This window comes from Novosphingobium terrae, assembly GCF_017163935.1.
In the GTDB taxonomy this organism is placed as follows: domain Bacteria; phylum Pseudomonadota; class Alphaproteobacteria; order Sphingomonadales; family Sphingomonadaceae; genus Novosphingobium; species Novosphingobium terrae.
The window spans coordinates 1,753,650-1,778,194 of sequence record NZ_JABVZR010000001.1 but is presented as its reverse complement, the minus strand read 5'-3'; the positions used below and the strand labels follow the sequence as shown (position 1 = coordinate 1,778,194).

Below are 24,545 nucleotides of genomic sequence, written 5' to 3'. Positions count from 1 at the left end.
CTTTGCCGGGCGAGCATAGGCCGCCCAGCGCCGGAGGAGTGTGATGATCGTGAGCGCCCCCCGAACTTCATCATACCCGACCGACACTGCCCAGACTGCAATCAACGGGGTATCGAACGTGCTCCTCGTCCATGCCGCATCAAGCGATGCCACGAGCTGGGCTACGGTTGCCCCCATGCTCAAAGGCATGAATGTCGCCTCGGTCCAACTCTCGTTTTCCAGCTTCGCAGCCGACGTCGCAGCGGTGCGGCGGGCGGTCGAAAGAGCTGACGGGTCAGTAGCCATCTTTGCCGATACGCAGACAGAGGCGATCATCGGAGAGGCCGTCATCGACCTTGAGGTTGCGCAGCTCATCTATATCGACACTCTGACGCCGGGAACGCGGGAAGCAGCAGCCTCGCTCTTCGCGCAATTTGCGGCGGTTGCGCCAGATGACATCATCGCATCCGGGGGCGAGATATCTTCGGCGCCCTTCAATCATCCCGGGCCACGGCCATCAGTGCGGAGCAGGCATCCTCAAGAGCAGCGTATGTCCAGGGAAGCGCCCTATCCGGGAAGCTCTCTTGAATGATCGAGCATTGAGGCAGCAGGCTTGAAGCAGCTGACCGTTGCTTCCCTCGGCCTGCGCCAGCGGTCCACCTTTCTGTAGTGCGCTCGGAAGTGTCTCTCCAAGTCTACCGGATCGTCATATCATTTGAGCAAGATTCAACAGGACGCCTCCGGACGGCGGCAATATCGCGATTGTGCCATCCATAGCTCATTCCGGGTCATGATGGCATCGAATGCCAAGAGAAGGAAAGCCGGCCACATGTCATGCCAGCGCGTACCTCGCCCATTCAGGTCCTATTCGTTCGCAGCCCTGCTCGCACTCACCTCTTGCCTGGCATGTCCCGGCATGGTTACGGCGGCCGAAGCTCCCATAGCTGCCAGCATGGCATCCACGCGGCAGCGGGATTTCCAATCGACTATCAATGGCGAGGCCTATCGCATCCAGGTCTTCATTCCACATCACGCGCCTCCCCCTGGCGGCTATCCCACGATCTATGTCCTTGATGGCAATGCACTCTTCGGCACCTTTGCCGAAGCCGTGCGAAACCGGTCGCAGGCCGGCGAAATCGAACCCGCGGTCGTGGTGGGGATCGCAAGCGGCGATGGCACGCGCCCCGCAGACCGCACCCTCGATTTCACACCCAAAGACCTCACGGCTCAGGAAAAGGCGATCATCAAGGATTACGGCCCTAACCCACCCTATGGCGGAGCCGATGCATTTCTCCAGGTCATCCAGCAGGAGGTCAAACCCTGGGCCGCAGCGCAGGCGCCGCTCGACCCGAAGCGCGACATCCTCTTCGGCTGGTCACTGGGCGGGCAGTTCGTGATGCATTCGATGCTCACTCACCCTGACACCTTCAAGAGCTGGCTTGCGCTCAGTCCGTCGCTGTGGCGGAGCGGTCGTGCAGTTTTCAGCGAGGTCCCGCAATTCCAGCGGTTGACCGCGCAGCGCAGTGACACGATCCGGCTGATTATCGGCGTGGGCGGTCTGGAAGAGCAGGCGCCCAAAGGAATGAGAATCGGCCAGATGAGTGGCACGGAACTGGCGGAGGAACTGCGCTATGTCCGCATGGTCGGCAATGCACAGGACATGGCAGCAACCCTGCGCCCATATTTCGCAGCCCGCCATTGGCCGATGGGCTTTCAGATCTTCGAAGGCCAGACCCATAACAGCGTCCCGTGGAGCGCGATCAATCCGTTCCTCGACTTCGCGCTGCCGATTGACGGCCACGACCCTGGCCCATGAGATCGGACAGTCACAGCTCGCCGCTCCGCAAACCTTAGGCAGAGCGCAGGCTCGTAGACGAGACGAGTCATCAAAAGCGGTACGAAAGCCCTGTCGTCAGGACAGTCGGATCCAGGCGGATATGCGCCTGGATCGGCGCGCCTGCGAGCGAAGCCGTGGCATCGGTTCGAAGCAGGGCTCGCTTCGCATCGACAAAAAGGCTCCACCGCAGTGTCAGCCGGTAATCCGCACCCAACTGCAAGGCTGCCCCGATCGTGTTTCGGACATTGAGCCCATCGAGCGCGGCATCATGGTTCTTGAAAATAAAGAGAAAGACCGGCCCAACACCGGCATATGGCTGTAAGCGGCCAGAGAGTTTGGGATAGAACTGAGCGGTCAGCACGGCAGGACCATATCGGATGCCCCCGAGCGCGCCCAGGGGATTGAGGATTCCTGCTCCGGCGACGGTCGCCTGCGGAGGAACGCCACCCGTTATCGAGACGCCGAGATGTCGCCGCCGATATCCGATTTCGATGATGAGCGTTGGATCAGGGTCGATTGAGATCGAGGCGGCGCTGGCCAGCACCCCCTCGATCCTGATTGCGGCCTTTGTGTCGAAAAACAGAACGCCTGGCCCTGCGTGTATCCGGAGACCATCCGGGTTCGGGGTCTGATCGCCGGTGACTCCTTGAGCAGCCGCCGGGCCGGCGGCACCAAGCATCAAAATGCCACCAAGGCGCGCGGCGCCTGCAAACACCGTGCGCATCATGGCAATCGGCCCGCGATGCCTCGACCTAGGCATGGGCCAGATAGGTAAGGCCGGTGAGCGGCCCATGGCCGGAAAAGATCACCTGGCCGCTATCGTCACCATCGAGCGCGACGACCCGGACGAAACCTCCAAGGTCCCCCACAAAGGCGCGCTGGCCTGCCTCGTCCAGCGCAAGGCCAATGCCTTCCTGGAGACCGCCGATAAGACATTCATGCACGTAGGGCCCGGTGCCTCGCAGGTCAGCGCGGTTGAGTGTGTTGCCTTCCGGCGGGTCTCCCCGGTCCGTCCAGTACAGAAATCCGGTCTTCCCGGACCATTCCAGATCGATCGGTTCGGGCAACGCCGAGAAAAGCAGCTCGACGTCGGAACGAGCCGCGGGGTCCATGCCCTCGGGCAGATCGAGAGATGCCCGAAAAATGCGACCTTCATTGCCGTTCGGCTTGCCCTTCTGGGTCCAGTAGAGATAGCCGTTGACCAGATCGAGGGCGACGCCGACGCAGTGCCGACTGCGATCCAGGCGATCCTCTTCGGATGAACCTGTCTCGACCAGGATCTTCTGCTCCGAGCCGTCCAGATTTGCACGCCAGACCCGCATGCCCTCTCGATCACACCAATAGATATGACCGTTGCCGGCATCGCATTTCATCTGCTTGGGGGTGAACGTCTTGCCTTTGGGGATGATAACAGTCCGATTGCCACCATCGAAATCGACGCGTTCGATCGAGCCGTCATTGGCTCCGAAGTCTCCCCCGTCGTGGGTATCGCCCATGTAGGTCCAGAAAATGTGCTTGCGGACAGGATCAATGGCAATCCCGTCAGGAGCAACACCGAGATCCTCCACCAACACCTTGATATCGCTGCCATCCGGCGCGATGGACAACAGGTGGGAGGGCTTTGCGATATTCAGCAGCAGGACGCGGTCGGAAGGAAGAGACATGATCAATCTCCTGATTGTAGACAAGGACGGATCAGGCGTGATCGAAGCCCTTCAGTCCGTTCATGACCGCGATTTCTTTGGCATCGCGTCGTTCGGCCAAGGCGCTGATGGAGGTAAGCCCATAGGACCTCGCCAGCTGAGAGCTGAAGAGATCAAGCGTCCCCTCATTCAGTTCAGGCTTGCCCAGATGCTGCCAGGCAGCCTCCATCGTGGGACCGAAATGCTTGAGGAAATGGTCCAGCCCACCCGCGCCGCCGCCAAGGTGGGCTGACAGGAAAGGACCCGATGTCGCCCAGCGAATGCCCAGCGAGTTGGTGACGATGTCATCGAGCTGATCGATACGCACGACCCCCTGCTCGACGAGGGAGAAAGCCTCCTGAAGAAAAGCAGCCTGCAGGCGGTTTGCCACAAAGCCCGGCACTTCCTTCGAAATTTCGAGCGCGACCTTCCCGATGCCCTGATAGAACGCCAGAGCCCGGCCGACGATTTCAGGGTCCGTTCCCGGAGCGGGCACAACCTCGACCAGAGGCATCAGATGCGGTGGGTTGAAGGGGTGGCCCACAATCAGCCGCGAGGGCATCGTCATATGCGCGGACTGCACAGATGCTGGGATCGTCGAACTGGAAGAGCAAAGCAGGGCATGAGCTGGGGCCATCGCTTCGATGACGTTCCACATCGCCTTTTTTATGGCGAGGTTTTCCGGACCGCATTCCTGCACGATGTCGGCGCCGATCACGGCTCGGGCATTATCGCTCTCGAATTCCAGATTGGCGGTAATGTCATCGACACCGTAACCCAGAGCCTTCAAAGCCGGCGCGGCATCCATGATGATGCTTGTCGCCTTTGCTTCGATCTCGGGATCAGGATCGCTGATAACCACATTAAGCCCATTGGCCAGGAACAGTGCGGCCCATGATGCTCCAATCACGCCACCGCCGATCACGACGGCCTTCTTGATTGGAAATGATTGTTGCGATGCAGCAGGCAATGGCTTTCTCCAAGGGTTGAGGCCTGGACGGGCGCCTTCGAGCACGCCCAGAGCGAGTAAAAGCCTCCGGCCCCACCCATGGATTTCATGAGAAGTGCTCCAGGCCGTGCTCGGGGGCGCCGACGTCGTCGATCGCGTCGGCGCCCAATGGCTCACGGTCAGGCCGCCGCCTGCAGGATGAAGTTCACGACCACGTCGGGGTGGGAAAGCATGGGCACATGGCTCGCTTCCACATGAGCAATGGTCGCGTTCATCCGCTTGGCCATGCGTTCCTGGTCGACCTGCAGAATTGCCTGATCGAGCGTTCCGACCAGGTAGAAGGTAGGCCGGGTCTTCCAGGCCGCCTCGGTGAGCGTGCCGCCCATGGCAGCGCCGTTGATCGGCCCCTGGGTGGCGTAGAGCACCTCCTGCTCAGGAGCCTCGAGATCCTGCGCGAACAGATTGGTGACCCCTTCCGCCGTAAGCTTGAGAAAGCCCTCGGCGTCCGGCCTGATTTCGGCGCCGAGCGGAGCCGATTGAAATTCGGAGAACAGGGAAGCGGCCGACTCGCCGGCGTCGGGTGCGAAAGCATCGATATAGACCAGGCGCGCGACCTTGGGGTCGTTGCCCGCTTCACCGATCACGGCGCCGGCATAGCTGTGCCCGACCAGCACCACATCGCCATCGGCCAGCGCGATCGCACGGCGGACCGCCGCGACATCATCGGCGAAGCTGGTGAGCGGCAACTGAACCGCAGCAACGGTCGCACCTTTTTCCGCCAGCAGCGGAATGACTTTGGGCCAGCTCGTGCCGTCAGCCCAGGCGCCATGCACCAGGATAATATTGGAGATCATCGTCTTTCCTTCTCTTTTGCCCGCTGTGGGCCAAGGCGATCAGCGCTCAGACATGTCGACCAATCGGACGGTCGGCCTTCTGATAGGCTCATGGGGTGCTGGGTTCGTGCCGCGGTGGCGTGGCAAAGCCATCGCACCGCCGCCAAATGCCCTGAGGGCAGTCCTCAGCGCCGCCATCCGGTGTGACGATTAGCCAGTGACGGGAAAGCGGTCTGTGACAGACATGTGATTTTTGAACGAATCCAGCATCATTGAGCGGACGCTGTACCGGCACCCTTCAATCCGCATCACCGTGTTGGACCAGCTAAGCCATTGATCCTTCGGTCAACATACCTCGGCATAATTGATTTTACATGCCGCATTGCACAAAGATGGCCCGATGGCGTCGGGGGGAAAGATGGAGGAAACGGAACGCTCCCATAGTCCAGACGAGATCTTCCTGTTCGGGCCCTTCAAGCTCTTTCGGGCCAAGCGTCTTTTGACCCATGCGGACAGGCCCGTGCGCCTGGGAGCAAGAGCGTTCGACATTCTCATCGCACTCGTGGAGCGTGCCGAGCAACCTGTCACAAAGGAGCAGCTCGTAGCCATCGCCTGGCCGCACACCTATGTGGAAGAGAGCAATCTGCGCGTCCACATAGCAGCACTTCGCAAGGTCTTTTCCCAGCAGGAAGGCGGCGACAGATTTATCATCAACATCGCGGGTCTGGGTTACCTGTTCAGCGCGCCGGTGACCCGCACCCAGACCATCGTACCTACGGTTCCCAAACCGGCATCCAGCGAGACGCCTACCGCCCCCACGGTCATCGGGCGCAGTCAGGCCATTGCCACCATCACCAGCGAAGTCTCACGTCGACGATTGATCACCATCACCGGACCAGCCGGAGTGGGAAAGACCTCCGTCGCGCGATGCGTGGGTGACGCGATGCAATCGGAGGGCTCTCTCCGAGTGGTGATTGTCAGCCTTTCCCCCCTGGAAGACGGGGCACTCTTGCCCAACGTCATCGCCTCGGCCCTCGATGTGGCGGTTCTCGCTGACGACCCCGTCGCCAATCTCACGGCCTTTCTGACCAACAAGAGATTGCTGCTGGTTCTGGACAATTGCGAGCATGTTCTCGACCACGTGGTCAGGCTGGTCGACCAACTGCTTCAGGCCGCACCTGGTCTGCGCATCCTGGCCACCAGCCGGGAACCTCTCGCGCAGCAGGAGGAATGGGTTTTCCGACTGCTGCCGCTTGCCGTCCCGATCATGCAACCGACGATGACCGCCGCTCAAGCGATTGCCTATCCTGCGGTTGAGCTTTTCGTCGCCCGCGCCCGAAGCACGTCGAGCGATTTCGAGTTCACAGACGCACAGGCCGGCCCTGTTTCCGCGATCTGTGCCCATCTTGATGGCCTGCCTCTCGCGATCGAACTGGTGGCATCACGGGTGGACCTTTTCGGCAACGGCCAGATGGCCGGGGGCCTGGAGGAGCGGCTGATCCTTTCCGTGCGCCAGGCAAGAGGAGAAAGCCGCCAGCAATCGATCCGGGCTGCGCTGGACTGGAGCTATGAGCTCCTTTCCCCGGTCGAACAGATCGTCCTCGCTCGCTTCTCAATCTTTCGTGGCGCTTTTTCGCTGCAATCTGCGGTCAATCTGGCCGCCTATGGCGCGATCAGCGAGGAAGAGGTTCTTGATGCAATCGCCTCGCTCACCTCCAAGTCCCTGATCCTGACTGAGGTCGGCCGGCCGTTTCCGTTGTACAGATTGCTGTTCGTGACCCGGACCTACGCCGCTGAAAAGCTGGAGGTCCAGCAGGGGCGTAACGATGCCAAACGTCACCATGCCATGCATTTCCAAAACCTGCTCTCGAAGGCGCAACTCCAGTGGGAGACCATGACGCGCGATCAGTGGCTGGAGGCCTACGGTCATACCACCGACGACGTTCGGGCAGCGCTCGACTGGAGCTTCTCGGGAGAAGGCGATCTGGCGATCGCTGCCAGCCTGATCATCGCCTCCCTGCCCTTCGGGTTCCAGATGTCATTGCTCGACGAATTCAGGCAACGCGGAGAACGGGCCCTCTCGCTGCTGTCCAAGTCAGGGAGCGACCCACCCCTGCACGAGTTGCGCCTGGCATCCGCCCTGGCTCTCAACGCCTTGAACTCTCTGGCCGATCCGGACATCACTGTCCCCATCTTCGAGCGGGTCGAACGCCTCAGCTCGCGGATCGATGACACGCGCTATCAGATCGAGCCCCTTGTCGCGCGCGCCATCTACAGTCTCGAAACCGGCGATATCGCAAAGGCGCTGGAAAGCGTCCGCCGTCTCGCCACCCTCGCAAAGGAAGCGCGGGATCCGCTTGCGATGCTGCTTGGCGACAGGGTCGGAGCGCAAGCCTATCAACTCGCCGGGGAGTATGAACGGGCGCGCAGCCTTGCCCAGGCCGTGATCAACCACCCTGCCCGCGCGATCCCCCTGGTCTACAGCACCACCTCGATCGACCGCCGGGTTTCGATGCGGATCGTTCAGGCCCGGTGCCTCTGGATTGAAGGCCGCGGCGAAGAGGCTCTTTCCGTCATCGATGACGCCCTAGCGCTGGCCCGAAAGGAAGGGCCACTGGCAACAACGTTCGTGCTGGCCATGGGCTCATGCCCGTTGGCGTTCTGGTCTGGCGACGAGATCAGCATCTACAATCATATCGAAGAGCTTCTGGATGTTGCCCACCGCTATATATTCGAGCGCTGGTCGCGGCTGGCGGAATGCTACGGCAATGCTTTCAACCGGCAGTACCGCCCACGGGTTCTCTTTCAGGTGCCGCGCGACGCACGACCCGTGAGCCAGATGCAGGAAGAACTGCTTGCCACGGTCGATCCGCACTATGTTTCTCCGAGCCTGCTAGCGCGCGCCAAGGAAGGTCTGTGCGGCTGGTGCGGCCCCGAAGTGCTGCGCCTCGGCGGAGAGCAGCTTCTCCAGTCTCGGGCCACCGGTCGGCACGCGCAGGCACGAGAGCTTTTTGATGCCGCGATTGCCGCGTCTGCCCAACAGGGTGCCTTGGCCTGGGAGTTGCGGGCCACATCGAGCATCGGCCGGTTGGACACTGCAGAGGCGGACAGATCTGTTGCCTCCGAAAGGCTGGCCGACATTCTGCTTCGCCTTGAGGGCAAGCATGAGGGCGGCGACGTCTCAACCGCGCGCTCCCTTCTGATGGCACTCTCCACGCCTCAATAGGATATATCCGCGCGCAGGCTGATCGTCCGGGGCCTGGCTGCCGTCACCGTGCTGACGAGATTTGAATCGAGTGCCTTGGCCGACATCGGAGCATAGGTGTTGAACAGGTTCGAGATATCGAGCCCGAACCGCCATGGATGCGAGCTCTCCCACCCAAGATGCAAGTCGGCCAGCGCCGATGAGCCGATCCGAAAATAGGCCGGATTATCGAGCCCTACCAGATTTCCTCGGGAAGATTGGTAGGATCCGTCCAGCCGCGCCGTCAGCGCATTTCCTCGCTTGAGCGAAAAGCGATAGGCGACGGACGCGTTGGCTGTCCAATCAGGCACATTCGCCAGTTTCTCACCGGCCTTGAGCTGCAGGGCAGGCGTGGACTGAAGAGGTTGCGGACCCACAAGGCGCGCATTGTTGTAGGTGAGGCCCGATGTCAGGGTTAAGTCACGCACAGGGGTGTAGGTCAGCTCGCTTTCAAAACCTTCCGAGCGCGCCGCTCCCGCATTCTGGATGTAGTTGAACAGCGCGGTCGGCACCAGCTGCTGCATGTTGCTCCAATCAATCCGGAATACAGCGGCCGTCCAGTACAGGCGCGCGTCATCCAGCTTCAGCTTCCAGCCAAGCTCGTAATCCCAGACGGAATCTGCCCGGTAGGGTGGCGCTTGCACCGCAAAGCCGCCCGGGTAGTTAGGGCCGCCTGCGCGAAAGCCCTGTGCCGCCTGCACATAGAGCAGACCCAGGCGGGGCACCTTGTAGGAGAGCTCGTACTTCTGGAACAACCGGCTCTGGCTGAAATGTTGCGGAAGCTGAGGTCCTGTAGGCTGCCCCGCGAAGAACTGCTGCACGATGATCTGCTGGTCCGAACGGTCCGAATGGAACCATCGCAGCCCGACGTCAGCGGTCACGCGCGGGAGAAACTCGTAACTCCCCTCACCAAACACAGCATCCTGCTTGAAGCCATCGCGATTGTCGCGCTCGAACAGTCTGCCCAGTGCATCGCCGCTCGCAGAATCGTACTGCAGATTGCCCGCGCTGTCCGTGGGAGCGACCTGCACCCGGCGCGATGTCCGTGAACTTTGATAGAACCCGCCGACAGTCCATTGCAGCCTGCCCTTCGAACTTGAAGCCAGCCTCACCTCTCCCGACCAGGCCTCGACGGTCTCACGCGAGTCCGAACCTGCCGGGAAGGTCGCCGGGGTGGTGCAACCGTTGTTCCATGTCGCCTCGTTGCAACCGTAGACGCTGAGCAGATATCGCGTCGTGTCTGTGGTGCGATCGAGCGTGCGCCGCTGCCAGGCGCCACTTCCGGTCAGCGTGGCGAAACCCAGCTGATAGGTCGAGATGACATTGGCCATACGGATACGGTCGCGCCAGGGCGTATGAACATAGGTCTTCGCGATATAGGGATCGCCTGCCTGAGCATAGGCCGGGTAGAGATCAAACGCGGTGGTATCGGTGTCCTGGGCATAGCCGATCGCCGTGATGTTCCATGCCGCCGTGGGCTGGAAGCCAATCGAGAGGCGACCGCCATAGGTCTTCTCCGGGTTCACGTTCTGCCCTGAAAGCTGAGGCAATTTGATTGCCGGGTTCGGGGTCGTATCGATCCAGCCGCCCTCGTGCCGGAAATAGCCTGTCAGCCGGATTCCAAGGACATCGCGCAGGATCGGCAGGTTGATCATACCCGAAAGGCGTCCCGATGGAGCGCCACCGTCGGTCACGGCACCCGAAGCTTCTGCCCCGGCTTCGACCTTGTTCAGAACGGGACGCTTCGACAGGATCCTGATCGCTCCGCCCATCGAGCCATTGCCATAAAGTGTTCCCTGCGGCCCGCGCAGGACTTCGACACGATCGACGTCCCAGAGCCTGATATCAGGCTGGCTGTCTCCTGTGTCCAATGCGCCTCCGGGTAGGCCTGCGACCGGAATTTCATCGTAATAAAGCGCGACTTCAGGTTCGCCCGCCGACTGGAGGCCTCTGATGGCGTACCGCTTGTTGCCCGGCCCGGAGTCAGTATAGCTCAGTCCCGGGATCAGATGGGCGAAGTCGGAAAAATCGTCGGCCGCTGTGGCGCGCAGCGTGGAATTGTCGATGACGCTCAAGCTCATCGGCGTGTCGATCAACGCTGTGGCGCGGCGACTGGCGGTAACGACGATCGAAGCGCTGTCCTTGGCGTCCTGGGCACCGGCGGCTTGTGGCCAAGGGAGAAGAGCCAGAGCGGCTGGAAGGACATGGGCTCGTCCGGTCACGAACCGCTGCGAATTGCCTGATCGGCCAGAATTGAAAATGCTGCGTCTCCCTCCCGAAAACGATGCAGGAGCGACCTTCGACGCGACAGATAATTCTTGTGAATCTTGTTAATTTCAACGCGGTTGGCTCACGCCTCATGCCTATTTACGCTACCGCCGTGTCAGGCCGGCGGTCGGCCGAAGAGACCATCATGAACGCTTTAAGTCCCGCCAGACACTTTTCCGAAAGTTCGGATCTGCATGCCATCGAGCATGGACCGCTCACCAGGCTGCACGCACTCATAGCCGTGCTATGCGCCTTTGGCTTTGCGATCGATCTCATGGAGATCACCCTGGGCAATGCTCTTTCGGTGATCTTCAGCGCCGCTCCCTACAGGTTGCATGGAGCGGCACTTTCCTGGCTTTTGTCCTCGGTCTACATCGGGGCGATTCTCGGCGCTCCAACTGTGGGATGGGTTGCTGACCGGATCGGACCGAAACGCTCTCTCGGGCTCACGCTTCTATGGCTCGCCGTTACATCGAGTGCGGCAGGGATCAGTCCCACCCCTTCCCTCCTCACGGTGTCGCGCCTTTGTTCGGGTCTGGCGCTTGGGGCCTATCCGCCTCTGATGATTGCCTATCTGACCGATATTGCACCCATCCGTCGCCGCGGCAGGTTGATTTTCATGGTCTGCGCCATCGGATATCTGGCGCCCCCGGCTGCTCTCATGGCAGTCCGGTGGCTTGGCCCAGTGGGACCCTGGGGCATCGAGGGATGGCGCTGGCCATATTATGTCGGAGGGTTTTGCTGCCTTGCAGGCTGGGCCGGCTTTATCATGCTGCCCGAAGCACCCCACTGGCTGACATCAACCGGGAGATCCGCGTCAGCGGTGACCAACCGCTTTCTTCGCTTTGCCGATGGTCAAATCCCAAACGAGCGATCGAAGTTTGAGCAGACGATCCCAGATCCCACCCCGGCGGCGGACAGCGGCCGCTGGCGTGATATTCCGCGTTCGCGCTGGGGGCTCGCCGCGACCATTTACTTTCTCACGCCGTGGCTCACCGTGGCTTTCCCACTCGTCGCCGGACCGATCCTGCTGGCCCGCCATGTCAGCTTGTCCGACACGCTTTACTATGTGGCGGCAGCAACCTTTGGACCTGTGCTTGGAACCTGTGCTTCGGCTCTGCTGGCCGATCGCCTCACCTTCAGGACCATCATGATCGCCTGCGCGGCCCTGATGACCGGCGCAATTCTCGTTTTCTTTGCAAGCCACAATCTCAATCTGTCCGCCGGCGCCATGATTTTGATGGCACTGGGAAGCGCTGCATTCCTCCCGTCCATGACGACCTTTGGATCCGATCTCTTTGCGGCCCAACTCCGCGGCAAAGCCACGACATCCTTGTGGGTTGCCAACCGCATGGGAGCAATCTTGTCCCCGCTTGCATTTCTGCCGCTGGTGGAACGCCACCTCTTTGGCGCTGCCCTGGGCCTGTTTTGCGTCATTGGACTGGGGCTCTTGTTTGTCCTGGTTTTCGTTTCTCCCCGTGTCGTCGCGAACGAGGCTGCGGGCCGATAGATTTGCGCTCGAACCTCAAAAATTGGGCGGAATTCTACAAAATTGCCGAGAGGCTGCAAACGCGCAGCCTGTAAAAACGCCACGATCGCGAACCTCTTTCACAAAGGGAAGACCATGAGCGATCGCGAAACACCACCGTTCACCAATGCCACCGGCGCCCCGGTGGCCGACAACACCAACATTTTGAGTGCGGGTCCCCGGGGCCCCGCCCTCCTGCAGGACATCTGGCTGATCGAAAAGCTCGCTCATTTTGACCGGGAGGTCATTCCCGAGCGGCGCATGCACGCCAAGGGTTGGGGCGCGCACGGCACATTCACCGTGACGCATGACATCACCGCCTATACCAAGGCTTCGATTTTCGCCGAGATCGGCAAGAAAACCGACCTTTTCATGCGCTTTTCGACCGTCGCTGGCGAACGCGGGGCTGCCGATGCCGAGCGCGACATCCGGGGCTTCGCCGTCAAGTTCTACACCGATGAGGGCAACTGGGACATCGTCGGCAACAACACGCCGGTGTTCTTCTTCCGCGATCCCCTGCGCTTTTCCGATCTCAATCACGCAATCAAGCGCGATCCTCGTTCCGGCTTTCGCTCGGCCGACAGCAACTGGGATTTCTGGTCGATGCTGCCCGAAGCGCTGCATCAGGTCACCATCGTCATGTCCGACCGCGGCCTGCCGCGAACCTTCCGTCACATGCACGGTTTCGGCAGCCATACCTTTTCCATGCTCAATGCTGCCGGCGAGCGGGTCTGGGTCAAGTTCCATTTCCGCAGCCAGCAGGGGATCGAAAATCTCTCCGATGCCGATGCAGCCGCGATCGTGGCAGACGATCGGGAGAGCCATGGCCGCGACCTGTTCGACGCCATCGAACGGGGAGACTGCCCGAAATGGACGCTGTTCATCCAGGTCATGACCGAAGGGCAGGCGCGTCAGCACCGCCACAACCCCTTCGATCTGACCAAGGTCTGGCCCAAGGCAGACTATCCGCTGATCGAGGTCGGTGAGATGGAGCTCAACCGGAATCAGGACAATTATTTCGCGGAGGTTGAGCAGGCTGCCTTCTCTCCGGCGAACATCGTTCCGGGCATCGGCTTCTCGCCGGACAAGATGCTGCAGGCGCGCCTCTTTTCCTACGGCGATGCGCAGCGTTACCGCCTGGGCGTCAATTTCAACCACATTCCGGTCAATGCTCCCAAATGCCCGTTCCACAGCTACCACCGCGATGGCGCGATGCGCACCGACGGCAACCTGGGGGCAACCACCAGCTACCATCCCAACAGCCAGGGCCTGTGGAGCAACCAGCCCCACTATGCCGAGCCGCCCCTGGCGCTGGAAGGTGATGCCGATCACTGGGATCATCGCGTCGACGACGATCACTGGGAACAACCCGGCAATCTGTTCCGCATGCTCGATGCAGAGGCAAAGCAGAGGTTGTTCGAGAACACCGCACGGGCGATGACCGGTGCTTCCCACCATGTGATGCAGCGCCACATCGACAATTGCACGCGCGCCGACCCAGCCTACGGCGAGGGTGTAGCACGGGCGCTGGAAGCCATGGCTCCCGCCACGGTCGACTAAAGCGCCGTATCCTGGTCGAAAAAGGGCCGGAAGGGACACCCCCTTCCGGCCTTCTTGTTTTGGTTGAGGGAAAAGAGGGCGCCGACCCGGGGGGAGGGAATGGTCGGCGCCCATTCTTTCGTCGACGGGGTGAAGACGAAAGAAATATCGTCAATGGTCTACATCGTCAGATCATGCTCGGTCAGGCTCGGCGCTTGGCGCCTGTTATTCCTGCGGGCGGTTCGAGCTTCCTGCGAAGCTATCCAACTCAACGATGAGCTATCATTGCCAGAGATCAGTTTCGTATTCTTTTGAAAATCTGTCTCTTTTGTCAAATTTGGCCCAATCCAACGGGCCTTTGCCTCTCCCCTCTTCCGCGGGTCATTCCCGCTGGAAGAGGGGAGGACAGACAGCGCTTAACCCGCGCGTGCCGCCTGCTCGATCACTTCGGCGACGCGTTGCGGCTGCGAAAGGAAGATGGCGTGGCTTCCCTTCAGTTCGGTCACCTTGGCCTTGGCGCGGGCATACATCGAACGCTCAAGATCCGGGTTGATCATTCGGTCCTCGGTCGACACGATCCCGAAGGTGGGCTTGGACTTCCACGCGGGCGCGGTGACCGGCGTGCCGAAAATCACGCCATTGATGGGCACCTGGGAGATGGCCATGAACTGAGCTTGCGCAGCCGGCACATCGGCGGCGAAGTCGGCATGAAACTGTGCCGGATCGACGGCAAGGTAACCGCCGCCCACAGGCCCCACGCTCTTGCCTGCCGGCGGCTTGCTGCCGGTCAGCGGGCCCAGTTGCTCACCTTCGTCGGGGGCGAAAGCCGCAACATAGACCAGGCTGGCCACATGCGCATTGTTGCCGGCTTCCGTGATGATGGCACCGCCATAGCTGTGTCCGACCAGCACGGCAGGTCCGGACTGCCGATCAAGAACCCGGTTGGCCGCAGCCACATCATCGGCCAGCGAGGTCTCGGGCTCCTGAACGATACTCACGGTGTATCCGTCCTTGCGCAGAATCTCGGCCACGGGCAGCCAGCCCGAACCGTCCGCGAAAGCACCATGCACCAGAACGACATTGCGCACAGGGCCACTCGCCGGGGCCGCCACGGCAGCGGTTCCGGACAATGCGGCCAAAGATGCAGCAGTCAACAGTTTACGGATAATGGTCATATCATGTCTCCTTGGGGGGTCGGCTAAGATGAACGCGCCTCTCGGCGCGCTGCGGTAAAACTGGAAGAAGTGGGGGAGGCGCCGCCGGCAGGAGAGCCCGGGAGAGACAAGGCCGCTCCCCCGAACCGTCTGACCGTTCAGGCGTTGCGTGACCGCTGCCATGCACCTGGACTCTGGCCCACGGCTCGACCAAATGCCCGCGTGAAATGGGCCTGGTCCGAGAAGCCGGTTTCAAGTGCGACGTCAGCCAGGCGCGCCTGGGGTTTGAGAAGGAGTTCGCGCGCCTTGTTGATCCGGGCCTCCAATATCCACTGGTGCGGAGCGAGGCCCGTCGTCGCCTTGAACGAGCGACAGAAATGAGAGAGCGAAAGCTGGGTGAGGCTTGCCAACTGTTCCAGGCGCAAGCTCTCGCCCATATTTTCGAACAGGAATTCGCTGACCCTCTTGAGCTGCCATGGCGCAAGGCCTCCGCGGCTGACTTTCTTCCTCGGCCCAGGAAGGTGCGCGAGGCTTGAGAGCAGCGCGAGCGTGAGGCTGTCCTCGAAGACTCGATCACGCGAGCCGGTGACAGTGCATTCTTCGGCAAGCAAGTTTGCCAGTCGCAGAAGCCGTTCGTCCCGGTTCATAATCCGCAGGGCGAACGCCCGCTCAATGTCCAAACCCTCTTCGGCAATGTCTGCGTCGAACTGGAGGGTCATCCCACGAACGAAGCTGAGCTTTTCGGAGCATGCCCAGGCATCAGCACCCGCCGGCAGAATACTGAAATGTGGTCCGCGGACGCCTGAAGGGCTCGCCTCGTGCGGCGCAGAACGGATATCAAGGTGCCCGCCGACCTGCTCAAGCACGAAAACAAGCTGCGGGCGGTCTGCTCGCAGGTCCATCGTCAGCGGCTGATCACAGCGCAGTGAGCGCACCACGGCTTCGACCCGCGTCCATTGCCGGCGCTCGATCGAGACCAGCTGCGTGCCTGGGGGCGTCGACCATCTGCGTGAGCGCTGCGGCTGCGCCGCGGGTGCCGAACGCTGTAGAGGTGTGTATCGTATGGGGGGCTGATGGCTGAGTGCCGTCGCAGGAAACATAGACCTTCTCCCGGCATTTCGGATGCCGGAAACTCCGCCACATTCGCGCTCCGTACCAATTAATTAACGTGAATTTACCGCCGCAATTCGATTCACACTATTTGCAACCACTTTAACCCGTCCGTGATCAGGCCAACTATTTTGTCGGTGAATTCTACAAGACTTGAGAGCTCCAGAAAAATTCGATCACCGCGTGTCAAGATTGAAAACGGGCTGGCGGAAAATATCTTTCGTGTCACGCCGCCCAAACTGGGCGCTACTCACACTGAACTGCTTGGATTTATTAACGATGCAAGCTAAGGAGATGCCTGCAGCGGGGCAACTTTTGCAGGCAAGCAAAGGGCCCGGGGGCTGCGATATCTTCAGCCATTATATATGACGGCAGAGCGGGCGCGATTTCGATGATTCACGCAATTTCCTATTCCATCGCAGATACGCATACCAACATGGCTGTTGCTCGCGGCCGCCGTCCGATGGACCCATCTGTTCGTCCGGCGGCTCCCCATGACGTTGACAGGTCGACGGCAGGTCCGCTCGTGCGAATTCTCGATGACGATAAGTCGGTCCGAATTGCTCTGAGCAGTTTGATGGAAGCCAACGAAATCGACGCGCAGGCATTCAGCTCCGTGGCAGATTTTCTGGCACAGGACGATGCAGCAAGGCCAGGTTGTCTCCTGCTCGATCTGGGCTTACCCGACATCAGTGGTTTGGAATTCCAGGCGCAGTTCTCGCAGTTGGGTATCAACCTCCCGGTCGTCATCATAACCGGTAAAGCCGACGTCGCGATGACCGTCCAGGCCATGAAAGCGGGCGTTGTGGATTTCCTGACGAAGCCCTTCCGGCAGAAGGATGTCATGCATGCTGTTCTCTCGGCTGTTGCCGTCGACAAGGAGCGGCGGGCAGCCGATGCCAGAACCGCCGAGTTGCGCCTGAAATTTGAAGCCCTGTCCGATCGCGAAAGGCAAATGATCCACTTCGTGATGGCAGGCCTGCGCAACAAGGAGATCGCAGAGCAGCTGTCACTCAGCCTGGTGACGGTTAAACTCTATCGGGCCGCTATGATGCGCAAGATGGGTACCACCAATATCGTCGAACTGGTTCAGATGATGAACGCTCTTGAGACGGGAAACTGACGCTTTTGCGCTAGCCGTTCCCGTAAGCGGTCGGGATGCCAAATGTGAATGAGGCTCCGCCGCTCGGAAGGTTTGTCGCCGCCAAGGTCCCGCGATGACTGTCCACGATCCGCTGGCAGATAGACAGGCCCATGCCCAGGCCGACCGGCTTGGTGGTGTAGAGGCTCTCGAAAATCCGCGGCAAGGCGTCCGGCGCGATACCCGGGCCATTGTCAGTCACCGTCACATAGGCGAGCGGCTGATCCAAAAAGGCATCGCTGACCTTCAATGTCAGCCGGGGAGCAGGCGTGTGGCTCATTGCCTGCATGGCGTTCATGGCCAGATTGACGATCACTTGCTGGATTTGAACCTGATCCACACTGACAAGCGGGACCGCTTTAGGAGTCTCGACGTGAAGCTCGACTCGATTGGCCACCAGCTCGTGGCGTAGAATCTGCAGGGCGCCCTCGACCACTTCATCGAGTGGCACTGTATCAAATTCGCGCTGCCGGTTTGCCGCCATATCCCTGATGCCGCTGACTATATCAGCTGCCCGCTGGGCGTCGTCGATGATGTAGCCCACCAGTTCCGTCAGTTTTTCCCTGTCGGGTTTGTCCTTCTCCAGCCAGTTCAGACTGGCCTCCGCACAGGACATGATGCCTGCCAGCGGCTGGTTGACCTCATGGGCGATAGATGCTGCCAATTCTCCCAGAACAGAAACCCTGGAGGCCTGCTCGAACTGAGCCTGTATGCGCTCGACCGTGGCCTGCGCCGCCACCCTCTCGCTGATGTCGATAAAGCCCACCACATTGATCCCAGCGTCAGTGAGCGGTCGGGGAAAGCCCAAGGTGAACAGTACATCGACGACTCGCCCGTCCAGCGTATCGATGCGCGTTTCCTCGGAAAAGCGGGTGCCACCGCTCAGACGGGTGAGCACGGATCTTGCGAATGTTCCGGGACTGGTCTTCCAGAAAGCCGTCACCGGACCCTGTAGGTCCCGCGCATCGCTGGCGCCAAACAACTTGACCGCGCGAGCATTGCCCTCGGTGATCGTGATCAGGTCCATGGCCCGATCAAAAAAGTCGGGATGATCGGCCGCATAGGCAGCAAGATCTGAAACGCCTTGGTTCTGCAACTCGCCCTGCCAGGCAAACATGGCCCGCATATCCAACTGCAGGAGCGCGACATCAAAGTTCTGGAAGAGATTCCGGTATCTTGCTTCGCTTTCCTGCAGCTTGTTGAGCGCGCGCACCCGATCACTGATATCGACCACGCTGACGATGCTCATCGCCTGTCCGTCATGGAGTGGAGGTGCGGCGATCTTGTAGATGATGTTGATCTCACGACCGTCCAGCGTGAGAACGACAGACTCCTCGGAGTAGCTTGTCGCGCCTCCGAACTGGGCGCTGATCGACCGGCAAAATGTGCCGGGACTCGGCTGCCAGAAGTATGTCACAGGCCCCTCGAAGTCCGAGAGGCAAGTCCCGCCGAACATCTCTATGGTCTTGTCGTTGACGTCCTCGACCGTGACCAGATCCATCAGTCTCCTGATTTCTGCCGGATGTTCGGCTAGATAGGCTTCGAGATCGGTAACCCCGCGCTCACGCAACAGCACAAACTCACCGCGCAGGTGGTGAGAGTTGATCTTCCAGAGCGAGATCGGGACATATTGGAACAGTCGGCGATAAGCCCCTTCAGAGGCCGTTTCGATCCCGGACGGCGCCCTCTCTCCCGAGCGCGTTTCTGCTAGACGCCCGATCTCCACGACGCGGATGATTGAGCCCGCAGGGCAACGGCTCACGTGCCAGTCAACAGCGCATTCGAGAGCCTTACCCCCTTTTGCAATACGGGAAATCAGCCCCTTCCAGTGACCGTGCTCGGCAAGCATGCGCTCGATGACATCTTTAGATCCCTGAGGCCGGCAATTCAGCAACAGAGGCTGAACAAGGCCGACCGCCTCGCCCCGCGACCAACCGTACAGGCGCTCAGCCGCACGGTTCCATGTCAGGATGACGCCTTCGGGAGACCGCTCGATCACCGCAGTATCGATGAGATCGAGAGGATCCGGATCTAACTTCCCGGCTGGCGGAGTGGGCTCAACCATTGCGGCCCCGTAAGGCTTCATCGAGCGCATGTTCGAGATCACGACTGCGAAATGGCTTGTGCAGCAAAGCTATCACACCGGACGCCCTTGCCTTCGCATGCAGATCTTCATCGTCACGCGCGGTGATCATGATGACCGGCACATGGTTGCCCCGAGCTTCGAGCATACCCTTGAGCGCCATTCCGTCAATGTCCGGCATTTGCAGATCAGTGATGAGGCACGAGAAAGGCTCCTCGCTCTGGACCTGCAGAAAGGCTGCGGCAGAAGCGAAGCTTCGCTGGCGATAACCAAGGGACTGGACGAGCGCACCCAATGCGGTCCTGACGGATGCATCATCATCCACGATAGCAACGAACAAAGCTGCGTCCACAACGAACCTCGATTTAAAGGGCCCACGCATGACAGCATGCGAGGAGCACGCATTGGAGACAGGTGCGCCTGGGCATCTGCCGTTGCCAGAGGAATGAAGCAGAATTGCAGGTCCTTTGCTCGAAGCCGTTATGCGGTTTTAAAGCATATCATCCCTCTCGCAGCAATTCCTGGATAGGGCCAACGTCTCGGAAAGCCTTGGGAAATCCTGCTTAAATTGTCGAAGATAGTGACAATTGCGACCGAGCCCAGGGACGGCTGAGGCACACGCTCTCCCCCGGGAAAATGGGGCCTGAAGCCGCCCTCCGGGGAATCGACCCATCGACGATTTAAGGAAGATTGTTCAATCTTCTTGGCGACGAATTCCGCAGTTTCGGCAGGCCAACCCATCGCGAACCACCGTCAGGAAACGGAAACGCGATGGCAACTTGCCCAGGAGGCTGCCCATGACGAGCATTCAGACATCTCTCAAAATCGACGGTATCGTGATCCCCGACAGCAAGCTCGCCCGCGAAATCACTGACTTCGTCAGATCCACCGAAGGCGACCTGCTCTTCAACCATTCGAGCCGGGTCTATTTTTTCGGCGCCATCGCCGGGCAGCAGCGCGGTCTCACCTTCGATCACGAGCTGTTGTATGCGGCCGCAATGTTCCATGATGTGGGCCTGACGCCCGCGCACAGCAGCAAGGATCTGCGCTTCGAGGTCGATGGGGCGAACGCCGCGCGGGACTTCCTGGCTAGCCGCAAGGTCGACCCCTCCGACATCGAAAAGGTCTGGACCGGCATCGCCCTGCACACGACGCCGGGCATCCCTGAATTCATGCATCCGGTGATCGCCCTGACCACCGCGGGCGTCGAAATGGATGTGCTGGGCCTCACCTATGACGAGTACCCCGATGACATCCGCGAAGCTGTGGTCGCCGCCTATCCGCGCACGCCGGCCTTCAAGGAAGACATCATTCAGGCCTTTTACGACGGCATCAAGCACAAGCCCGACACCACCTTCGGCAACGTCAAGGCGGACGTCATCGCGGACAAGGAACCGCATTTCCATCGCGGCAACTTCTGCTCGGTGATCCGCAACTCTCACTGGCACGGCTGACCAGCACGGGGCGCACGCCCTCTTTTCTTCACATGCCATCGTCAAAGGACGCCGATGAAGCCATGCTCGACGGATACGACCGCTCCCATCAGAGTTTGTATCCAGGCGCTCCTGCTTTCAGCAGGCGTTCTGACTTTCACACCAGCGCGGGGCGGCCAGCCAGTTCCATCCGAAGGCATTCGGATCGACAGCGGGGATGCCCTGCGCACCGCAGATGCAGTGCTTAATCCGACGCTCACGCGGGAGGAAGCGCTGGAGATTGCCGATCTTCCCGCCAATCAGGGTTTGATTGAGCAGGCTCGCGAGTTCGGAACCGGCGATACGCGCGAGACCTTTGCCGACAAGCTGCTCGCGGAGGCAAGGGGGCAAGGTCAGGAGACGGTCTTCAATTTCGACGAGGTCCGAAGGCAGGTGGGCGCGGTACGCATCGCCGTGAGAACGGTCCAGGCCAATCCAGCCGCCCTCACAGACTGGATCGCCGAGAGAATCGCTCCTTTCGCACCTGAGGGCGTACCAATCGCAGGCGTCGGCTACCTTCAGGCCGGAGGGCCCGGGGGCGGTTTCTCCAACGAGGGCCGGGTGTATGTGAATCTTGCGCGTTCGAACGGAGAAATGGGGGTCGTGCGCGTGACGCTCGCACATGAGATCTACCATGGCATTCAACACGCCGCCGAGGTTGCCGCAGGAACTCAGGCAGAGTTTGATTACGATCCCCAAGCCTACGCGGCGCTCCCCAGTGCCCTTTCGCGCAGCTGCTATGCCACGCGCCGCCTCTTCGGCTCCCTCATGAAGGAAGCCACCGCCAGCTACGTAGGAGACGTCAATCTGCTGCCGACCTCTGGGGCCGAGGCTTTGTCGGAGCGAAAGCAACGGGATTATTCGGTGACCGGGCGCGTGACCACACCCATAACCCTTCTTGAAATCGGCGTTGCGGCGCTGACGTCCGGTGATCCGGTGCCCGAGAAGCAAGTGTATCGCATCGGCTTTCAGCAGGCAGGTCAGCTCTATTACGACATTGGATATGTGATGGCCAAGGCGATCGCGAACCATGACGGCGACGCCGCACTTGGACGGCTTGTGGTCCAGCCGGGCGATGCCTTTGTCCGACGATATGTGGCTATCACGCTGGAACCCGGGTCGACCCTGCCCAAGCTGGGGCCCAATACTGTTCGCTGGGCCAATCGCGCAGGCTGCTGAAAGGCACCCTATTGGAGCCGGCAGGCGCTTTCGGTGACCAGCACCCAATGACGAAATCATGCCAAGATTTCACAATTTTGGCTGGCCTGAACAAGGCTGGCCGCTGCCGCAAAAGGTAAGTGCTCTCAACCCATTACGAACGGAAAGCCCCCATGTCCGAAATCGCTGCCCAATCGCCTTTCGCAGACGTAACCTTTGAAACCCTGGCTCTGGAGGAGAAGGGCGCGGCGTTGTTCGTGACGATCGGTGCGCCCCCGATGAACATGCTGGGCCCCGAAATGGTCAGGGATCTGGTCAAGCTGATCCAGGTCCTGGACAAGGGCGAGCTCTTCAAGGTCGTGGTCTTCAAGAGCGCCGACCCCGATTTCTTCATTTCGCATGTCGATGTCACGAAGATCGTCGCCTATCGCAAGGAGGCCGCTGCGCTGACCGGCGAGGCTTCGATCGGGCTGATGTTCCGGAGGCTCGCTGAAACCAAAGCGGTGACCATCGCTCAGATCGAAGGCAGGACGCGCGGCGCCGGTAGCGAATTTGTTCTGAACTGCGACATGCGCTTCGCTGCTCGTGGACGTGCGATTTTTTCGCAGTGGGAAGCTGCCTTTGGTGTCGTCCCGGGTGGCGGTGGCGCCCAGCACCTCGTGCCGATGCTTGGGCGTGGCCGGGCGCTTGAGGTCCTGCTTGGCGCCGGCGATTACGACGCCGATCTTGCCGAACGGTATGGCTGGGTCAACCGTAGCTTCGAGCCGGAAGCTCTCGATCCGTTCGTCACCGATCTGGCACTCAAGATCGCCGAATACCCCGCCCCCGGCCTGATGGACGTCAAGGAGAGAGTCAATGCGATCTCGCTCCCTCCCATCGACGACTACCGCATCGATTCCGACCTCTTCGGCGAGGGCGTCAAGCTCCCGGAGGCATCACAGCGCATCCAGACCGCGATGAAGAACGGCTTCCAGACCCGCGAAGCCGAGATCGATATCGCCAGCCTTTTCAACACTCCCCCCGCGTAACGAACCGGAGTTACCCATGACAAGCATTTCCAAAGAGACGGTCAGCTTTCCCGCGGAAGGCGGCATCGAGCTGTCAGCATGGTTCTATCTTCCCGAGGGCGCCGGCCCGCATCCCGGCATCACCATGGCTCACGGTTTCGGCGGCACGAAATACCACGGCCTGGAACACATTGCTGAAGCCTTTGTCGCAGCTGGTTTCGCAGTTCTGCTCCATGACCACCGCGGCTTCGGCGACAGCGGCGGCGAGCCTCGCCAGGACATCAACCCTTGGCAGCAGATCGCCGACTGGCGCCGGGCCATTTCCTATCTCCAGGATCGTCCCGAAGTCGATGAAACCCGCATCGGCCTGTGGGGAACCAGCTTCGCTGGCGGGCACGCCATCGTGCTGGGTGCCACCGACCGTCGCCTCAAGGCCGTGGTGTCCCAGGTTCCCACCATCAACGGTTATGAAGCGGGTCTGCGCCGGGTTCCGGCGGAATCGATCGCCGATCTCGAGGAGCGCTTTGCGCAGGATGATCGCGCCCAGTTGCGCGGCGAAGCCCCGGCAAAGCAGGTGATCGTCAGCGATGACGCGACGAGGGCCTCGTCCTACAAGCAGGCCGACGCCGTGAGCTTCTATCTGCAGCCGGTGCCCGAAGGCATCTGGGAAAACTCGATCACCCTGCGCTCCAATCGCTGGGCCCGCATGTATTCCCCCGGCGATTTCGTGGACCGTGTGTCGCCCACGCCGCTGCTGATGGTGGTGGCCAAGCATGACCATATCGCGGTGACCGATCTGGCGCTCCGGGCTTACGAGCGCGCCCTTGAGCCCAAGAAGCTCGCGCTGATCGATGGCGGACACTTCGATCCCTATCTCGACGAGTTCCCGGTCGCATCGAAGGCGGCAGCCGACTGGTTCAAGGCCCATCTCTAAGAGATAGGCCTGCCGGAAATCCACAGCCTCACCACAACGCCCTCCCCTGCGTCTGCAACCAGACTCACGGGAGGGCATTCTCCGGAGCAATCGATGAGCACCGACCTCCAATTGCCGGCCTCACGCAGCAACAGCACCGGCGTCGTCAATCGCCTGGCGATCCTGCTTGCGAACACCCACGCCGTCTATCTCAAGACGCACGGGTATCATTGGAATGTGAGAGGGGAGAATTTCCACTCTCTTCATACCCTGTTCGAAGGGCAATATCGCTCGCACTGGGCCGCGATGGACGAGATTGCGGAGCGGATTCGTGCGCTCGGGGCCCTGGCACCGCAAGGCGGTGTCGCCTTTCGAGAGCTGACGACCGTTGGCGACGGCAATCCTGCGCTTGATGCCTCGGCCATGGTCGAGGACCTGATACGGGACAACACAATCGTGCTGGTCAAGCTGCGCGACGCCTTCAACGCGGCGGATGGTGCAGGCGACGAAGCGACCATCGACCTCATCAACAGCCGCACAGCGGCTCACGAAAAGCACGCCTGGATGCTGCGCGCATCTCTGGGCGTGATCTAGTTACCCAAAGCCTGGAACAGAAGGAGACAGCTCGTGGGCCCTGCGCACCCGACC

General features: G+C 60.7%; 20 protein-coding genes. 11 read left to right on the top strand and 9 right to left on the bottom strand.

Going from position 1 to position 24,545, the window contains the following annotated elements; translation table 11 throughout:
- Window positions 1–43: 43 nt before the first annotated feature.
- Both HGK27_RS08095 and HGK27_RS08090 read left to right on the top strand, forming a co-directional pair.
- A complete protein-coding gene (locus HGK27_RS08095) occupies window positions 44–571 on the top strand; it encodes a hypothetical protein (RefSeq protein ID WP_206240069.1) in 528 nt (175 codons plus the stop codon).
- 360 nt (window positions 572–931) lie between these two features.
- The gene (locus HGK27_RS08090; protein ID WP_206240068.1) at window positions 932–1,795 is read left to right on the top strand and encodes an alpha/beta hydrolase; all 864 of its coding nucleotides are present in this window, start codon (window positions 932–934) and stop codon (window positions 1,793–1,795) included.
- Window positions 1,796–1,865: 70 nt separating this feature from the next.
- Here the strand turns inward: HGK27_RS08090 and HGK27_RS08085 are convergent, their stop codons facing one another.
- From HGK27_RS08085 to HGK27_RS08070, 4 genes are all read right to left on the bottom strand, one after another.
- The gene (locus HGK27_RS08085) at window positions 1,866–2,543 is read right to left on the bottom strand and encodes an OmpW/AlkL family protein (protein ID WP_206240067.1); all 678 of its coding nucleotides are present in this window, start codon (window positions 2,541–2,543) and stop codon (window positions 1,866–1,868) included.
- A 25-nt stretch (window positions 2,544–2,568) separates the two neighbouring features.
- Entirely contained in the window at window positions 2,569–3,480 is a 912-nt protein-coding gene (locus tag HGK27_RS08080; RefSeq protein WP_206240066.1) for a hypothetical protein, read from the bottom strand.
- Window positions 3,481–3,511: 31 nt separating this feature from the next.
- Complete coding sequence (locus HGK27_RS08075) at window positions 3,512–4,513, bottom strand: 3-hydroxyacyl-CoA dehydrogenase NAD-binding domain-containing protein (protein WP_206240065.1); 1,002 nt, start codon at window positions 4,511–4,513, stop codon at window positions 3,512–3,514.
- Window positions 4,514–4,626: 113 nt separating this feature from the next.
- Window positions 4,627–5,301, bottom strand: coding sequence for an alpha/beta fold hydrolase (locus HGK27_RS08070; protein ID WP_206240064.1), 675 nt, complete (start codon window positions 5,299–5,301; stop codon window positions 4,627–4,629).
- A gap of 397 nt (window positions 5,302–5,698) precedes the next feature.
- Here HGK27_RS08070 and HGK27_RS08065 point away from each other — a divergent pair, with 397 nt between their 5' ends.
- On the top strand, window positions 5,699–8,506 hold the full coding sequence (locus HGK27_RS08065) for an ATP-binding protein (protein WP_206240063.1): 2,808 nt from the start codon (window positions 5,699–5,701) through the stop codon (window positions 8,504–8,506).
- Here the strand turns inward: HGK27_RS08065 and HGK27_RS08060 are convergent.
- Window positions 8,500–10,746, bottom strand: a complete 2,247-nt coding sequence (locus HGK27_RS08060) for a TonB-dependent receptor (protein ID WP_206240062.1) — start codon at window positions 10,744–10,746, stop codon at window positions 8,500–8,502. The genes HGK27_RS08065 and HGK27_RS08060 overlap by 7 nt on opposite strands.
- Before the next feature lie 191 nt (window positions 10,747–10,937).
- Between HGK27_RS08060 and HGK27_RS08055 the strand changes: the two genes are divergently transcribed.
- Both HGK27_RS08055 and HGK27_RS08050 read left to right on the top strand, forming a co-directional pair.
- Complete coding sequence (locus HGK27_RS08055) at window positions 10,938–12,302, top strand: MFS transporter (protein WP_206240061.1); 1,365 nt, start codon at window positions 10,938–10,940, stop codon at window positions 12,300–12,302.
- A 114-nt stretch (window positions 12,303–12,416) separates the two neighbouring features.
- The gene (locus HGK27_RS08050; RefSeq protein WP_206240060.1) at window positions 12,417–13,880 is read left to right on the top strand and encodes a catalase; all 1,464 of its coding nucleotides are present in this window, start codon (window positions 12,417–12,419) and stop codon (window positions 13,878–13,880) included.
- A gap of 395 nt (window positions 13,881–14,275) precedes the next feature.
- Here the strand turns inward: HGK27_RS08050 and HGK27_RS08045 are convergent, their stop codons facing one another.
- Together HGK27_RS08045 and HGK27_RS08040 are read right to left on the bottom strand one after the other, a co-directional pair.
- Window positions 14,276–15,034 (bottom strand): alpha/beta fold hydrolase, encoded by a 759-nt coding sequence (locus HGK27_RS08045; protein WP_206240059.1) that lies wholly within the window; start codon window positions 15,032–15,034, stop codon window positions 14,276–14,278.
- 137 nt (window positions 15,035–15,171) lie between these two features.
- Entirely contained in the window at window positions 15,172–16,113 is a 942-nt protein-coding gene (locus tag HGK27_RS08040) for a helix-turn-helix transcriptional regulator (protein WP_206240058.1), read from the bottom strand.
- A 401-nt stretch (window positions 16,114–16,514) separates the two neighbouring features.
- Here HGK27_RS08040 and HGK27_RS08035 point away from each other — a divergent pair, with 401 nt between their 5' ends.
- Window positions 16,515–17,246, top strand: coding sequence for a response regulator transcription factor (locus HGK27_RS08035; protein WP_206240057.1), 732 nt, complete (start codon window positions 16,515–16,517; stop codon window positions 17,244–17,246).
- A gap of 10 nt (window positions 17,247–17,256) precedes the next feature.
- On the opposite strand, the gene HGK27_RS08030 is transcribed toward HGK27_RS08035, so the two are convergent.
- Window positions 17,257–19,329, bottom strand: a complete 2,073-nt coding sequence (locus HGK27_RS08030) for a PAS domain-containing sensor histidine kinase (RefSeq protein ID WP_206240056.1) — start codon at window positions 19,327–19,329, stop codon at window positions 17,257–17,259.
- Window positions 19,322–19,699 carry a response regulator transcription factor gene (locus HGK27_RS08025; RefSeq protein ID WP_206240055.1) on the bottom strand — a complete coding sequence of 126 codons (378 nt, stop codon included), beginning with the start codon at window positions 19,697–19,699 and terminating at the stop codon, window positions 19,322–19,324. The genes HGK27_RS08030 and HGK27_RS08025 overlap by 8 nt, the downstream gene beginning before the upstream one ends.
- Window positions 19,700–20,144: 445 nt before the next feature.
- Here HGK27_RS08025 and HGK27_RS08020 point away from each other — a divergent pair, with 445 nt between their 5' ends.
- From HGK27_RS08020 to HGK27_RS08000, 5 genes are all read left to right on the top strand, one after another.
- Complete coding sequence (locus HGK27_RS08020; RefSeq protein WP_206240054.1) at window positions 20,145–20,801, top strand: HD domain-containing protein; 657 nt, start codon at window positions 20,145–20,147, stop codon at window positions 20,799–20,801.
- A gap of 54 nt (window positions 20,802–20,855) precedes the next feature.
- A complete protein-coding gene (locus HGK27_RS08015) occupies window positions 20,856–21,998 on the top strand; it encodes a DUF5700 domain-containing putative Zn-dependent protease (RefSeq protein ID WP_206240053.1) in 1,143 nt (380 codons plus the stop codon).
- 152 nt (window positions 21,999–22,150) lie between these two features.
- Window positions 22,151–23,005 carry an enoyl-CoA hydratase/isomerase family protein gene (locus tag HGK27_RS08010; RefSeq protein ID WP_206240052.1) on the top strand — a complete coding sequence of 285 codons (855 nt, stop codon included), beginning with the start codon at window positions 22,151–22,153 and terminating at the stop codon, window positions 23,003–23,005.
- 16 nt (window positions 23,006–23,021) lie between these two features.
- Window positions 23,022–23,918, top strand: coding sequence for an alpha/beta hydrolase (locus HGK27_RS08005; RefSeq protein ID WP_206240051.1), 897 nt, complete (start codon window positions 23,022–23,024; stop codon window positions 23,916–23,918).
- Window positions 23,919–24,011: 93 nt separating this feature from the next.
- Window positions 24,012–24,491, top strand: coding sequence for a Dps family protein (locus tag HGK27_RS08000; protein WP_206240050.1), 480 nt, complete (start codon window positions 24,012–24,014; stop codon window positions 24,489–24,491).
- Window positions 24,492–24,545 lie beyond the last annotated feature (54 nt).

Coding starts and splice junctions, on each gene's coding strand:
- HGK27_RS08040 (WP_206240058.1), bottom strand. CDS start 16,113: ATGTTTCCTGCGACGGCACTCAGCCATCAGCCCCCCATACGATACACA.
- HGK27_RS08000 (WP_206240050.1), top strand. CDS start 24,012: ATGAGCACCGACCTCCAATTGCCGGCCTCACGCAGCAACAGCACCGGC.
- HGK27_RS08085 (WP_206240067.1), bottom strand. CDS start 2,543: ATGATGCGCACGGTGTTTGCAGGCGCCGCGCGCCTTGGTGGCATTTTG.
- HGK27_RS08020 (WP_206240054.1), top strand. CDS start 20,145: ATGACGAGCATTCAGACATCTCTCAAAATCGACGGTATCGTGATCCCC.
- HGK27_RS08050 (WP_206240060.1), top strand. CDS start 12,417: ATGAGCGATCGCGAAACACCACCGTTCACCAATGCCACCGGCGCCCCG.
- HGK27_RS08080 (WP_206240066.1), bottom strand. CDS start 3,480: ATGTCTCTTCCTTCCGACCGCGTCCTGCTGCTGAATATCGCAAAGCCC.
- HGK27_RS08065 (WP_206240063.1), top strand. CDS start 5,699: ATGGAGGAAACGGAACGCTCCCATAGTCCAGACGAGATCTTCCTGTTC.
- HGK27_RS08030 (WP_206240056.1), bottom strand. CDS start 19,329: ATGGTTGAGCCCACTCCGCCAGCCGGGAAGTTAGATCCGGATCCTCTC.
- HGK27_RS08015 (WP_206240053.1), top strand. CDS start 20,856: ATGAAGCCATGCTCGACGGATACGACCGCTCCCATCAGAGTTTGTATC.
- HGK27_RS08070 (WP_206240064.1), bottom strand. CDS start 5,301: ATGATCTCCAATATTATCCTGGTGCATGGCGCCTGGGCTGACGGCACG.
- HGK27_RS08095 (WP_206240069.1), top strand. CDS start 44: ATGATCGTGAGCGCCCCCCGAACTTCATCATACCCGACCGACACTGCC.
- HGK27_RS08045 (WP_206240059.1), bottom strand. CDS start 15,034: ATGACCATTATCCGTAAACTGTTGACTGCTGCATCTTTGGCCGCATTG.
- HGK27_RS08055 (WP_206240061.1), top strand. CDS start 10,938: ATGAACGCTTTAAGTCCCGCCAGACACTTTTCCGAAAGTTCGGATCTG.
- HGK27_RS08010 (WP_206240052.1), top strand. CDS start 22,151: ATGTCCGAAATCGCTGCCCAATCGCCTTTCGCAGACGTAACCTTTGAA.
- HGK27_RS08035 (WP_206240057.1), top strand. CDS start 16,515: ATGATTCACGCAATTTCCTATTCCATCGCAGATACGCATACCAACATG.
- HGK27_RS08005 (WP_206240051.1), top strand. CDS start 23,022: ATGACAAGCATTTCCAAAGAGACGGTCAGCTTTCCCGCGGAAGGCGGC.
- HGK27_RS08090 (WP_206240068.1), top strand. CDS start 932: ATGGCATCCACGCGGCAGCGGGATTTCCAATCGACTATCAATGGCGAG.